Here is a 13,322-nt window from a genome sequence, read left to right on the forward strand (position 1 = left end):
CGGGCCGCCGCATCGCGGCGGCCGTCACTCCAGCGCAGAGTAGACCATCGTGCGGAAGTCGCGCCGCACGGGAATGGTAGGAACCGGCATCTGCTGCGTCATCAAGATCGCGTGAATTCGCTCTACCGGATCGATGAAGAACTGAGTCGAATAGATCCCGCTCCAAAAATACTCGCCTGCCGACCCCGGCATCATAGTACGTGCCGGATCAATCGTCACTGCAACACCTAAGCCGAAGCCGGTTCCACCCGATCCGGCATCAGCAATGGGTGCCCGGGCAAACTGGGCAAGATCATTGCCGCCGGGCAAGTGATTGCGGGTCATCAGCTCGATCGTCTTTCGCCCGATCACACGGGCACCGTCCAAAGTTCCGCCAGCCAGCATCATGGCGCAGAAGCGGTGATAATCCGAAATGGTCGAAAGGAGCCCGCCGCCGCCCATTTTGAAGAGCGGCTCGCGCGTCGCCCGCCCGTCGATCGCGCGATCGATCACCTTCGCCCCGGCCGGCGTCATCATCCACGCGTCGGTCAGCCGTTCGACTTTGTCGGGCGGGCAGTAGAAGAAGGTGTCGTCCATTTTGAGCGGCTTCAGGATGCGACGACGGAAAACCTCGTCCAGCGGCACACCTTCGATGCGGGCGACCACAATCCCCAGCACATCGGTAGAGACGGAGTAGTTCCACGCCGTGCCGGGCGCAAACTCCAGCGGCAATGCGGCAAGCGCGGCCACTAAGGCGTCGTCATCCCTTTCGCCGCCGGGCGCTAGTATCTTTTCCGCGCGATAGGCGGCGTCGACGTTGGTGCGATTGAGAAAGCCGTAGGTAAGACCCGATGTGTGTCGCAGCAGATCGATCATCCGCATTGGCGGCGCCGAGCGCGTTGCCCAAGGCGCGCCGCCACCGCCGCTTTCGAACACGCGCAGCTTGGCGAACTCGGGGATAACCGTGGAGACCGTATCGTCGAGCGCTACGCGTCCCTCCTCCACCAGTGCCATGAACGCGACCGCGGTCAGAGGTTTGGTCATGGAGGCAATTCGGAAGATCGCGTCGTCAGCTAACGGCGTGCCGTCCGCCCGCGCCGCCCCCGCGCTTGAGCGATGCACCACCCGCCCCTCCCGCGCGACCAGGATCTGCACATTGGGCAGAGCGCCCTTTTCGACATACCGTGTTCGGAAGTGCGCCGCCCCCTGCTCCAACCTTGACTGGTCGAATCCGCCTCTCTCTTCCATACCGTATCCTTGATTTATTATTATCTCTCGTTGACTACTCGGTCGCCTTCAGATGTAAAGCCGGCAAAATTTCCGTTGAAGGAACGCGTACCGATGGCTGCAGTAGTTGGCGTAACCGAAGAGTGGCCGGCGCTGTCCCTCAACGATTGTATGACGCAGCTCTGTGCGCCCGGGGCTCTGCATGAGATAACAGAAGCGGTGATCGACGGCGTGCCGGTGCGCGTGTGGAAGAACGTGCCGTCCACCTTCACTGATCTCGCAACCCACGCTCGCCGTCATGATGATCGGGTCTTCCTTGTGCTTGGAGAAGACAGGATCACCTATGCCGCATGGTACCGGGCAGCTGCGGCGCTTGCCGCCCATCTCACGGCACTAGGCCTCAGGCCAGGCGATCGTGTCGCTCTCGCGATGCGCAACCTCCCGGAGTGGCCGGTCGCCTATTTTGCGGCGCTTTCAATCGGTGCGATTGTCGTGCCGCTCAATGCCTGGTGGTCAGGTGACGAACTTGCCTTTGCGCTCGCCGACAGCGGTGCACGCATGTTGCTATGCGATGGCGAGCGGCACGCCCGGCTCACCGGGCATCCCGGTGCCATGGCGGATCTGGAGCATCTGCTCGTCACGCGCTGTGCAGACGTTCGGGCCGAGGTTCCTCGACTGGAAGACGTTGTCGGCACGCCCGCCGCTTGGGCAAGCCTGCCGGACGCCGACCTCCCATCAGTCCCGATGGGCCCGGACGATCCCGCCACGATCTTCTATACCAGCGGCACCACCAGCCAGCCGAAGGGCGCTCTGGGTACGCATCGAAATGCGCTGACGAACATCTTCTCCTCCAGCTTCGCGACCATGCGAGCTGCGCTTCGCCGCGGCGGCGCAGCCGTTCCGCCGGCGCCCAAGGTCGTACTCCTTACCATCCCGTTCTTCCATGTGACCGGCTGCAACGCCCGGTTGCTCGGTTCGATGTGGAATGGAGATACGGTGGTGCTGATGCACCGCTGGGACGTGGATGAAGCGCTTGCGCTGATCGAACGTGAAGGGGTGAACAATGCCGGTGGCGTGCCCACGATCGGGTGGCAGTTGGTCGAGCATCCGAGTGCAGATCGATTTGATCTCTCGTCTCTGGAAAGTATCACCTACGGCGGCGCGCCGGCGGCCCCCGATCTCGTACGCCGGATCAAGTCGCGTTTCGGGGCATCACCCGGTTGCGGTTGGGGAATGACGGAGACGTCCGCCACCGTCACCAGTCACAACGGCGAGGAGTATCTTGCCCGACCCGACAGCGCGGGCCCGGCCGTCCCGGTTGCGCAGCTGCGGATCATGGACATCGATGGCGTACGCGCGTGTAACGTAGGTGAGGTTGGTGAATTGTGGGTCAGCGGGCCGATGGTAGTGCGTGGCTATTGGCAACGGCCGGAGGCGACCGCCGAAACCTTCGTTCAGGGATGGTGCCGCACAGGAGACCTGGCCCGACTGGACGATGATGGCTTCTTGTACATCGTGGACCGGGCGAAGGACATCGTGATCCGCGGAGGCGAGAACATCTATTCTATCGAGGTGGAAAACGTGCTGTTCGATCATCCCGCGGTGATCGACTGCGCACTTGTGCCTATCCCACACCGAACGCTTGGCGAAGAGCCTGGCGCGGTCGTGAGCGTGCACGAGGGCGTCATTGTTACCGAAGCGGAGTTGCAGGATTGGGTGCGCCTGCGGCTCGCCGGATTCAAGGTGCCCGCCCGGATTGCGTTCTACGAGGGGCCGTTGCCCCGCAATGCCAACGGCAAGATCCTGAAAAAGGAACTGGTCGCGCTGTTCGCTGCTCCCGCACGTGCGTGAAGTCTGCCGGTGACCGGCAAGACGGCTGGATCAGACGCCGCCGCGGCAAGCCATGACACGCGATGGCGGTTGATCATCCTGGGTGGGATCGCCGCGCTTGGCTCGCTCGCGGTACAGATCATCATCCCTGCCCTGCCGATGATCGCGCACAGCATCGGCGCGACATCACGTGACGCTCAGCTGATAATTGCCGTGTATGCGGTAGGTCTTGCGCTCGGACAGCTGATCTGCGGCCCGCTGGCTGATCGACATGGCAGACGTCCGGTGATGATGATCGGTCTGGTGACCTTTCTTGTTGGCTCGCTCTGCTGCGCGGCCGCGCCCAATCTTTTGCTCCTGCTGTGCGGACGCGCGATGCAGTCCCTTGGCGCCTCAGCAACTCTCTCGGCAGCGCGCGTCATGGCGACCGATCGGGCACCCATCGGGGGTGCTGCGGGGCCGCTGGCAATTCTCACAAGCGTGGCCCTGATCTCTCCGGCGCTGGCGCCGGTAATCGGCGGCGCGATGGTGGAATTCGCTGGCTGGCGTGCACTGTTCCTGATCCTGGCGGCCGTGATCGCGCTGGCGCTGGTACTCGCGGCGCACCTCTTGCCTGAAACCCGCCCTTGGGCAGGCGAGTCAGCGATCCCGCTAGAGGGCTTGATGCTGACCTATCGTCAGGTGCTGCGCGATGGACACTATGTACGGCTGGCACTGTCGAGTGCGTTGATCACCGCCGGCTTTCAGCTTTTCCTCGCGGTGTCACCGTTTCTCTTCGTTGGCATAGGCCTGACCCCTGCCGAGGCGGGGTTCTGCTATTCTGGCATCGCTTGCGCGATAATCGCGGGGACGTTGGCGGTACCGCTTCTCTCCCGGTGGCGCGGGGCCGCCGCCCGGCGGCTGGGTGCCGCCATTCTTGCTGCTGGCGGACTGGCGATCATAGCCGTCGCCGCCGTGGACACGCCGCTTGCCGGGCTGTTGGTCGCGATGACGCTTCTCGCGTTCGGTGCGGGGCTTACCGGCCCGACATTCATGGCAGAAGCGATCGAGGGCCAACGAGCCCGGCTCAGCACCGCCGTTGGTCTCTACGGCGCCTTGCAGTCGGGCGTGGCTGCCTTGATCGCGACCGTTATCGTTCGCCTGTCCCCGCTTCATGTCAGCATGGGAGGGGCCGGCGTGCTGGTCCTGATCGCGCTGATCCTCAGACACAGACCGTCTAACGTCAGAGAGTAACTCCCGGGCGATAAGCCGAGCACAATACGCGCACGTGTACCGGCTCATGGATCAGGAAGCGCACCCATGTCTGACACGGTAACCGTTTTCGGTGTGGTCGTCTTACACTGATTAAGCGCGGCTCGAACCAGATCAGAGTTTGCTGCACATTTGTCGGCAACTGTCGGTGTATTGTATGAGGCGTGCCTCATTGCTGCCTTACATTGCTACGATCCAGACCAATCGAGAATGTCCTGATCATCATGGTCTATGGATACGGAACGTTGGGGGTGTCACTTGATGCTTTTCCTCGTGATAATGCGCGTTCCCACTGACTGTTTTGTTACGTCGTGACAGTTTCGGCGCTGCTCGCAATGCTTGCCGCATCCGCCCAGCAGGCGCCGTTGCAAGCACCTGCGACCATCCCACCGCCCGCCTCTGACAGTGAAGATGACGCCACGGTCGTGGTCACCGGAAAACGCGTTCGCGGATCGGCGCTGAGTGACATTGATCCCGCTGCGGTGCTGGGGCCCGATGTGATCCGTGCCCTGGGCGCGACCAGCATGAAGCAGCTGATCGAGCGGTTGAGCCCGCTGGGACGCTCGTTCACCGGCGAAGAGGCCGCGCTACTGCTAAACGGGCGCCGCATCTCTGGCTACGCGGACCTGCAGGGCATCCCGCCCGAAGCGATCGAGCGCACGGAGATTCTCTCCGAGCAGGACGCGGTACGGTTCGGCTTTGCGCCCACGGTTCGTGTGATGAACTTTATCACCGTCAAGAACTTCCGCGCGCTGATGGCGCAGCAGATGACGGGCGTCACGAGCGAAGGAGGCGGGGAGACAAGCTTCATCGAAGCCAATTCATCACAGATCGACGGATCGCGTCGCCGGACGTTGAACGTCAGCTACTTTCGTCACAATCGGGTGCTCGAGAGCGATCGCGGCATTGCCGCGGATCCGGACTTGCTCGGTCCGCTGGCAAGCGTGGACCCCGGTCGCTACCGCACCATCCAGCCGCAGGTCGATCTCTTCCACGTCGACACCACGTTCGCGGCCCCAGTTAGCGAAACGCTCGACGGATCGTTGAATGTGTCGATGGATGCGCAGCGCAGTCGTGGGTTGAATGGCCTTTCCCCGGGATTGATGGATGAGGCGCCGGGCGGCACAGGGCTTCTTCCGAGCCACCCGTCGATCGCTCCGTCGGTTCTGCGGCAACGTGATACCAGCCTGACGCTTCATGCCGGCGGCACGTTGCAGGGACGGATCGGGCGATGGTCCTGGACAGCAACCTCAAGCTTCGACGCAGTGCGCAGCACGATTGCCGCCGAGCAGGGCCGCCCGCTGGCCCCGCCCGACGCCGGCGGCGCTGCGTCGACAACCGTTGATCGCAGCCGCACCGTGACCAACACCCTTGTTGGCAATCTGGTCGCCAACGGGCCAGCCATCCGGCTGCCCGCCGGCCCGGTGCAGATGACGGTGACGACGGACTATGCGCGGTCGACGAGTTCCGGAAGGTTGCTGGGCATGACAACGAGCGACCTAGACTTCACACGCGTTGCGCGCGGGGCGAGCGTCGCGGCGACGGTGCCGATCACCTCGCCCGACCTCGACCTTCCGTCGTTCCTCAGCCGCTTCACGGCGACCGGCATGATCGGGGTGTCGGACGTGTCGCATTTCGGCCAGCTGACCAGTTCCAACTATGCGCTCAACTGGGCGCCTGCCCCGGCGCTGCAGCTATCCGCCTCGATTAGCCGTAACCAATCGCCGCCTGCAATCGCGCTTCTCACCGCGCCGACGGTGACCGCGCCAAACACGCCGTTCTTCGACTTCGCCACTGGCGGGAGCGTGCTGGTCAACGCCATCAGCGGCGGCAATCCCGCGCTTGTTCCGGAAAGGCGACGCATCACGACGGTGGGCGCGGCCGTCCAGCCGATCAAGAACAAGGACGTGCAGTTCAGCCTCGACTATGTTGAAACCGACGTGCGCAATCTGGCGGTGATCCCGGGCGGAGCGATCCTGCCGGTGCAGCTCGCGTTCGCGGACCGTTTCCTGCGCGCGCCCGACGGATCATTCTCCACGGTCGATCTCCGCTCCATCAACATTACGCGTCAGCGCGAGCGCAAGCTGCGGCTGACCACCAACCTCACCGTTCCGCTGGGCAAGGCACCGCCGCCGCCCGAGGCGGATGCCGCAGACGCCAGCGCGCCGCCACCACCACCGCCGAAGCCGCGTCCGACATTTACCGCAAGTATTTCAACGACATTCCGTCTCGACGACTTCGTGACCTTGCGTCCGGACACCCCGGCGTTCGACCTGCTCGACGGGGCGACGCTGGACGGGAAAGGTGGACGGCCGCGCTGGGAGATGGACGTGACGCTGGGGCTCAATGCCGGGCCCGCCACGGTGGGCACCTATGCGCGGCTGCAAGGACCGTCGCGGATCAGCAGCGACCTGCCGGATGCTGACCTTCGCTTCTCGGGCCGAACCTGGATCGTCTTCTACAGCACGGTGCAGGTGGACAAGATCGTTCAGCGCGACTGGGCGAAGCGGATGTCGATGCTGTTCGCGGTCGAGAACCTGCTGAATGACCGCATCAATGTGCGCGATCGTGCGGGTGCGACGCCGAACCGATACCAGGGCGCCTATCTCGATCCGGTCGGTCGATCCATCCGCCTGGGCGTCCGCAAGCTGTTCTAGGGGAGCCTTCCACCGGGGCCATTTGGCCTCGGGTACCGTGTGGCCGGCCTGTATCCGGCAAAATTCGGCCGCGCTGGGGACCGGCGTGGCCAGCAGCGCCTGCCGATGCGGCGGCACCCCCGCGCCGCTTGGGCAAACCCCGTATTTCCGCCGCGATCAATGTGGTGCTTCACGAATTCGGCTGCGCGGTGAGCGGAGAGGATCGTGGAGAACACTCGAAAGTTAGCGGCCGAATTGATCGGCACCTTCTGGTTGACGTTCGGCGGCTGCGGCTCGGCCGTGCTGGCGGCGGGGTTCCCGGAGCTGGGCATCGGTTTTGCCGGGGTATCGCTCGCCTTCGGGCTGACCGTCCTGACAATGGCCTATGCCATCGGCCATGTGTCGGGTTGCCACCTCAACCCCGCCGTGACGGTGGGGCTGGCCGCCGGCGGACGCTTTCCGGCGAGCGGCGTCCTGCCCTATATCATCGCGCAGGTTCTGGGCGGTATCCTGGGCGCGTTCGTCCTGTACGTCATCGCGAGCGGCGCCCCCGGCTTCGACCTGGTCGCGTCGGGCTTTGCCGCCAACGGCTATGGCGCGCATTCGCCGGGCGGCTATTCGGCGGGTGCGGCGTTCATCGCCGAAGTCGTGCTGACCGCGGGTTTCCTGTTCGTCATCATGGGGGCGACCCATGGGCGTGCGCCGGTGCAATTCGCCCCGATCGCGATCGGGCTGGCGCTGACGCTGATCCACCTCATCAGCATTCCCGTGACCAACACGTCGGTGAACCCGGCGCGCAGCACGGGGCCAGCGCTGTTCGTCGGCGGCTGGGCATTGGCGCAGCTGTGGATGTTCTGGGTGGCGCCGCTGATCGGCGGCGCGGCGGGCGGCCTACTCTACCGCTGGATCAGCCCGATGCCGCAACAGGATGTGGTCGGCGATCCATCCCACCAGCGATAGAGCGGAGACGGTCAGCGGCTGCCGTTGGCCCGGCCGCCAGCCCCGGTGGTCAGCCCCTGCGGCGGCGGTCAGCCCGGCCGGCGCGCGAAGCTGCTGGCCGCCAGCCAGCCGAGCAAGGCCGCGCCGCCCAGCCACAGCATGAAGGCGGCGCTGTTGCCCAGCAACGCGCAACCAAGTCCCGGCGCGCAGGCCGCGGCGACCAGCAGGCGGCGGTTGCGACCGGTTGGATCGCCGCCCTCCCCGGCGGTGCGCCGCCGCTTGGGATCGCCGAGGCACAGCAGGAACACCGGCAAGGCCGAGATTGCGAGCGCCAGCAGGGCGAGCACGACGGTGGTCATGCCTCCACCGGATCCAGACGGGCCGCCCGCGCCGGCGCGACCCGTGGCGCAGTGTTCAGGCTGCCGCGGACCAGCCAGACGCCGGCGATGACAAAGGCGAGGTCGAGCGCGGCGATGACCGGCTGGCCACCCGAGATCGCCTCCGCCCAGCCGGGGCCGCCAGCGACCAGCAGCCGGAGCACGGGCAAGGACAGCATCACCACGCCGGTGGCGCCCTTCAGCAGCAGTGTCAGCCGGTCGTTGCTGCGCGCCAGCACGCCGGCGAGGATCGCGGCTGCCGCCGCGATGAGGAACGCCGTTGTCGTCCAATAGACCGCAGTGCCGAGCGGCATCGTCACCAGGAACGCCGCAGCCGCGACGACCAGCCCCAGCGGCAGGCCATGGCCCACCACGGTGACCGTGCGTTCCAGCCAGATCAGCGAGCGGGCATCGTCACGCCGGCGGATCACCCACAGCCGCATCCCCGTGAAGGTGACGTAGCACATGGCGAAACCGAGCCCGAACCAGATCGCCTTTGACAGCATGCCGGCGAAATTGCCGAAATGGAGCGGCCCCATGATGCCGACCAGCGTGCCGCCGGCGGACGGCTGGGCACCGACCTGCGGCTTGGCGCGGATGAACGCCGCCGTGGCGCCGTTATACAGCAGCGCAACCGGCTCCAGATCGCCCGACCGAGGGTTGTGGTAGCTGGTGACGGTGGCATCGGCGCGGCCGAAATTCTCGATCGCGACAAAGGTCGGCACTTCGCCGGTGCGGCGGATCGCGTCGCTGGTGATCCGGTCGAGATTGCCGGCCGGCGTGGCGCGCGGATCGGGCGTGCCGGGGTTGCCGAAAACCGCGTGCTGCAATGCCTCCACGTCGCCGCTGAACGCTGCCGCCGCGACGACCGGCAGCCCGACGGTGCCATAGAAAGAGAAGAAGCTGCCGGTGAACGCCAGCACGAAGGCGAAGGGCAGGCTCCAGGTTCCGGCAACGCTGTGCATGTCGCGCGTCGCCAGCACCGGCTTCGCCCGGCGGCGAAGCGTGAAGATGTCCTTGAACAGATGGCGGTGGATCAGCAGCCCGGATACCGCGGCGACGAGCATCGCGAGGCCCAGAATGCCGGTCAGCACCAGCCCCCAGGGATTGGGCACGTGCAGGCGGACATGAGTGTCGACCAGAAAGGTGCTGAGCGCGTCGTCGTTGCGCGGGCCGAACAGGTCGTCGATATTGCCCGTGGTGGCGTTCAGCACGCGGCCCTGATGATCGAGCTGGTAGAAGACGCCCGCCTCGGTCGGCACGCCGTCCGCGCCCGTTTCGTGACGGTGGAAGAAGACGCCGAGCCCGTGGTCGCCGGTTTCCCAGATGTTGACCGCCTCGCGATAGCGCGCCGGCGTCTGGTCGGTCAGGCGGCGCAGCGTCGCATCGACCGGCTGGGCGAAGGATGAGCGGGTCGCGACATGGCCCGCGGACCATGCGCCGATCTCATGCGCGAACACCGCCGCGGTACCGGTGAGCACCACCGCATAAAGCAACAGGCCAAGCAGGATCCCGGACCAGCCATGGACCGCGACCATCGCCTTGGTCTGATCCTTCCTCAGATTGATCATCCGTTCGTCTCCGCCGCCGGGGGGCTGGCCATCATTCGGGCGGCAACCAGGCCGCCGTGGACAAGAAACAGGGCGCCCGCGATCAGCGCGACTCGCGACAGCCGCCGATCGAGGCAGGCGTGAAAGAACAGCAGCGCCCACACCAGCGGCGCGAGCACGAGGGGAATCGCGAGATTGTCGATCCCCGCCGCACCGCCCGGCAGCCACAGCGGCGTGCCGGCCAGCACCGCCAGCGTCACGATGATCGCACCTGGCCCTGCCAGAAGAATCCGCGCCCATTTACTCGCGGAAAGCTGCGCTGGAGAGGTCGCCTCGGCCATGCGGCAGGGAATAGAAACTCGCTCCGGCGATGGCAAGAAAAATGCTATTGATAATCTTTCGCACCCATTTAGAGGCGCCGGCAACGAACGAAATCTAATCGGAAGGGTGGACAATGGCGAAACTGATCGTGGCGGCAGGGGTGGCAAGCGTGCTGCTGAGCCAGGCCGCCAGCGCGCAGGAAGCGGCGCCTGCCCCTTCCGCCGCAGAGGCCGCCGCGACCCCCGCCGAACGCGCCGCCGCGACGGATCGCGGGAACGCGACGAGCCCCGACGACGAGATCGTCATCGTTGCCGGCACGACCGGCACGAAGACCGAAACGCCGCTAATCGAGGTGCCCCAGCCGCTAACGATCATCGAATCGGACACCTATCTGTCGCAGGGCGCGATCAACATCAGCGACACGGTGAAATATGCCGCCGGCGTGCTCGCCAACCCTTATGGTCGCGACACCCGCGTCGACGGGTTCAACGTGCGCGGCATCAACGCGCTGCAATTCCGCGACGGCATGCGCGACATCTTCTCTTATTACGCCAGCATCACGTCCGACCCTTACAATTTCTCGCGCGTGGAGATCCTTCGCGGCCCGGCATCGGTGCTGTTCGGCCAGGGATCGATCGGCGGCCTCGTCAACCTGGTATCCAAGGTGCCGGAATTCCGCACCGGCGGCGAATTGAACCTGGTCTATGGCAGCTATGACCGAAAGGAAGTGCTGGGCGACGTCAACGTCGCGCTGACCGACACGCTGGCGGTGCGCGCGGTGGCGCGGGTGCGCGACGCGGACACCTATATCGATCATGTCCCCGACGATCGCGTGATGTTCGCGCCCTCGATCCGCTGGCAGCCGACCGCGGCGACCGACATCATCCTGACCGGCCTGTACCAGCGCGACGAAACCGGTTCGACCTCGCAATTCCTGCCGATCGTCGGCACGTTCCGCCCCAATCCGTCCAATCCGGCCGCGCGGCTCGACCCCTATACGTTCGTCGGCAAGGCGGGGTGGGACCGCTACAATGGCCGTTCGCTGCAGGGCGGCGGGCAGCTGGTCCACCGGTTCTCCGACAATGTCCGGCTGAGCCTGAAAGCGCGCTACATCGACAGCGACCTCGAATATTTCACCCATTATGCCGACAGCTACACCAATCCGACCGATCCCTTTTCGGTCTATGGCACCAACGGGCGCCTGATCGGCCTGACCGCCGACGCCAGCGACGCGCGGATGAACGTGTTCTCCACCGACAACAATCTGCAGTTCACGTTCAACACCGGCGCCAATATCGAGCACACGCTGCTCGTCGGGCTGGACTATAGCTGGAACAAGGTCGGCAAGCGCAGCGTGGTGACGACGCAAGAGGTCGTCGACCTGTATGACATCGATTATGATGCGCTGAAGACGTATGATCCGACCGGTCCGTTCATCAATGAATCGCAGAAGCAGCTGGGCGTTTATGTGCAGGACCAGATCCGCCTGTTCGATCGTGTATCGGTGATCGTCGGCGCGCGGCGTGACCATGTCACCAACTCATCGGGCCAGGAGGATAATGCCACCACGTTCCGCGCGGGAATCATCGGAGAGGTCGGCGCGGGCTTCTCGCCCTTCTTCAGCTATACCGAGAGCTTCCTGCCGATCGCGGGCCGGCTGAGCGGCCCGGGCGGCGTGCCGGGTAATCCGTACAAGCCGCAGACCGGGACGCAATATGAAGCCGGCGTGAAGTGGCAGCCGACCCCGGCCACACTCGTCACCGTCACCGGATTTCACATCAAGGAACGCAACCGCGTCCTGTATCTCGCCAACAACGCCACCACCCAGTCGGGCGAGCTGACCACCAAGGGCGTCGAATTCGAGGGGCGCCACACCCTGCCGGGCAATTTTGAGCTGCTGGTCAACTACGGCTACAGCGAGCTGGCGTCGGAAGTGAACACCAGCCTGGATTACATGCCGCGCCACACCGCGTCCGTGTGGTCGACCAAGACGTTCGGCACCACCGATGGCCCGCAGCTGCGGCTGGGCGCGGGCGTCGTTTACAGCGGCGAGAGCAAGTCGACCGGGCCGATCGACCCTTATGGCCTGAACCCGGCGATCGCGCCCGGCACGCTCTACACCATCGTCACGCCGGGGCGCACGACGGTGGACGCGCTGGCGGAGGTCAGCTGGAACCAGTGGCGCCTCGCCGTCAACGCGACCAACCTGTTCGACGAACGCGCCTTTGCCTCCTGCCTGGCGCGCGGCGACTGTTTCATCGCCGCACCACGCAACGTCATGGCGACGCTGGGCTTCCGCTTCTGATCGGCAGGGCGGCGCATCGGCGTGATGCGCCGCCCGATTAGGTACAGCTACGCATAGTTTCGTCGTCTCACTGGCGCGTATGCGGCCGTTGCCCGGAAGAGTTAATTCGGGCGCAACTGGGTGAGGCGATATGAGGTATCTGATTGCAGGCGCGCTTGCGTGCTTCCTCGCTGCGCCAGCTGTCGCGCAGACCGCGGGTCCGATCACCTCGGGCGGGCGTGTCGAGGCGCGCTTCGGCTGGGATCGAGGCGAGTTCAAGCAGGAAGTTCGCGACATCGACTTCCGGGTGAACGAGAAGAATGGAAAGAGCGGCGTCGTCTATGGCGTCGAGGCGGGGTATGATTACGTCACGGACAGCTCCGTGCTCGTCGGCGGCTACGTCGGGGTTGAAGGATCCAGCGTCAAGGATTGTGAAACCGCTCCAGATGGAGATCGGGAATGCCTCAAGTTCGGACGCAATTTCACGGTGGGTGCCCGGGTCGGCTACGTCACCTCGAATGGCGTCGTTTATTTGAAGGGTGGTTATTCCAACGGCCAGCTGAAGTTCACCGATGACGATCCGGCGTTTCCGGACATTCGCTTCCGTTTGAAGGACAATTACGGGGGCTTCCACCTGGGTGCGGGCGGCGAAGTGATGGTTACCAACAACGTCTACGGAAAGCTCGAATACGTCTTCACCAATTATTCGAGCGACAAGTTCGACGACGGCATCAGCTATGCCAAGTTTCGGCCGCAGCGGCACCAGATCGTTGCGGGTGTCGGCCTGCGGTTCTGACACGATCCAAGCTGGCGTACCACGATATGAGGACATCTTCATAGCGTGGTACGCCGGGTTCCTGGGGCCGCACTTTCATGCGGTTGCTCAGCGTGGACGCTGGCCTGGCAGTCCCGGGGGAGAAGCGGGCGA

10 protein-coding genes are annotated in these 13,322 nt (G+C 64.9%); 6 read left to right on the top strand and 4 right to left on the bottom strand.

Annotation, left to right across the window (positions count from 1 at the left end):
• Window positions 1-24: 24 nt before the first annotated feature.
• Window positions 25-1,227: a serine hydrolase domain-containing protein gene (locus tag K0S66_RS11940; protein ID WP_301075636.1), complete on the bottom strand. Its 1,203-nt coding sequence runs from the start codon at window positions 1,225-1,227 to the stop codon at window positions 25-27.
• Window positions 1,228-1,377: 150 nt separating this feature from the next.
• Here K0S66_RS11940 and K0S66_RS11945 point away from each other — a divergent pair, with 150 nt between their 5' ends.
• The 4 genes from K0S66_RS11945 to aqpZ all read left to right on the top strand — a co-directional run bounded on the left by K0S66_RS11945 (window position 1,378) and on the right by aqpZ (window position 7,883).
• The gene (locus K0S66_RS11945) at window positions 1,378-3,057 is read left to right on the top strand and encodes a class I adenylate-forming enzyme family protein (protein ID WP_301075682.1); all 1,680 of its coding nucleotides are present in this window, start codon (window positions 1,378-1,380) and stop codon (window positions 3,055-3,057) included.
• Between the two features lie 9 nt (window positions 3,058-3,066).
• A complete protein-coding gene (locus tag K0S66_RS11950; protein ID WP_301075637.1) occupies window positions 3,067-4,269 on the top strand; it encodes an MFS transporter in 1,203 nt (400 codons plus the stop codon).
• A gap of 383 nt (window positions 4,270-4,652) precedes the next feature.
• Window positions 4,653-6,944 carry a TonB-dependent receptor gene (locus K0S66_RS11955; protein WP_301075638.1) on the top strand — a complete coding sequence of 764 codons (2,292 nt, stop codon included), beginning with the start codon at window positions 4,653-4,655 and terminating at the stop codon, window positions 6,942-6,944.
• Between the two features lie 201 nt (window positions 6,945-7,145).
• Window positions 7,146-7,883, top strand: coding sequence for an aquaporin Z (gene aqpZ / locus K0S66_RS11960; RefSeq protein ID WP_301075683.1), 738 nt, complete (start codon window positions 7,146-7,148; stop codon window positions 7,881-7,883).
• A 68-nt stretch (window positions 7,884-7,951) separates the two neighbouring features.
• Here aqpZ and K0S66_RS11965 read toward each other — a convergent pair whose 3' ends face one another.
• From K0S66_RS11965 to K0S66_RS11975, 3 genes are read right to left on the bottom strand one after another with little or no spacing between them, the layout of a single operon-like run.
• Window positions 7,952-8,221 (bottom strand): hypothetical protein, encoded by a 270-nt coding sequence (locus tag K0S66_RS11965; RefSeq protein ID WP_301075639.1) that lies wholly within the window; start codon window positions 8,219-8,221, stop codon window positions 7,952-7,954.
• On the bottom strand, window positions 8,218-9,810 hold the full coding sequence (locus K0S66_RS11970) for a PepSY-associated TM helix domain-containing protein (RefSeq protein WP_301075640.1): 1,593 nt from the start codon (window positions 9,808-9,810) through the stop codon (window positions 8,218-8,220). Before K0S66_RS11970 ends, K0S66_RS11965 begins: the two co-directional genes overlap by 4 nt.
• Window positions 9,807-10,130: a hypothetical protein gene (locus K0S66_RS11975; protein WP_301075641.1), complete on the bottom strand. Its 324-nt coding sequence runs from the start codon at window positions 10,128-10,130 to the stop codon at window positions 9,807-9,809. Before K0S66_RS11975 ends, K0S66_RS11970 begins: the two co-directional genes overlap by 4 nt.
• Window positions 10,131-10,243: 113 nt before the next feature.
• On the opposite strand from K0S66_RS11975, the gene K0S66_RS11980 reads away from it, so the two are divergent.
• Entirely contained in the window at window positions 10,244-12,415 is a 2,172-nt protein-coding gene (locus K0S66_RS11980) for a TonB-dependent receptor (protein WP_301075642.1), read from the top strand.
• A 130-nt stretch (window positions 12,416-12,545) separates the two neighbouring features.
• A complete protein-coding gene (locus tag K0S66_RS11985) occupies window positions 12,546-13,190 on the top strand; it encodes a porin family protein (RefSeq protein ID WP_301075643.1) in 645 nt (214 codons plus the stop codon).
• The last annotated feature ends 132 nt before the right edge of the window (window positions 13,191-13,322 follow it).

Origin of the sequence: Sphingomonas sp., from assembly GCF_029239295.1 — a bacterium.
Classification (GTDB): domain Bacteria; phylum Pseudomonadota; class Alphaproteobacteria; order Sphingomonadales; family Sphingomonadaceae; genus Sphingomonas.

Coding starts and splice junctions, on each gene's coding strand:
- K0S66_RS11940 (WP_301075636.1), bottom strand. CDS start 1,227: ATGGAAGAGAGAGGCGGATTCGACCAGTCAAGGTTGGAGCAGGGGGCG.
- K0S66_RS11945 (WP_301075682.1), top strand. CDS start 1,378: ATGACGCAGCTCTGTGCGCCCGGGGCTCTGCATGAGATAACAGAAGCG.
- K0S66_RS11965 (WP_301075639.1), bottom strand. CDS start 8,221: ATGACCACCGTCGTGCTCGCCCTGCTGGCGCTCGCAATCTCGGCCTTG.
- K0S66_RS11970 (WP_301075640.1), bottom strand. CDS start 9,810: ATGATCAATCTGAGGAAGGATCAGACCAAGGCGATGGTCGCGGTCCAT.
- K0S66_RS11975 (WP_301075641.1), bottom strand. CDS start 10,130: ATGGCCGAGGCGACCTCTCCAGCGCAGCTTTCCGCGAGTAAATGGGCG.
- K0S66_RS11980 (WP_301075642.1), top strand. CDS start 10,244: ATGGCGAAACTGATCGTGGCGGCAGGGGTGGCAAGCGTGCTGCTGAGC.
- K0S66_RS11985 (WP_301075643.1), top strand. CDS start 12,546: ATGAGGTATCTGATTGCAGGCGCGCTTGCGTGCTTCCTCGCTGCGCCA.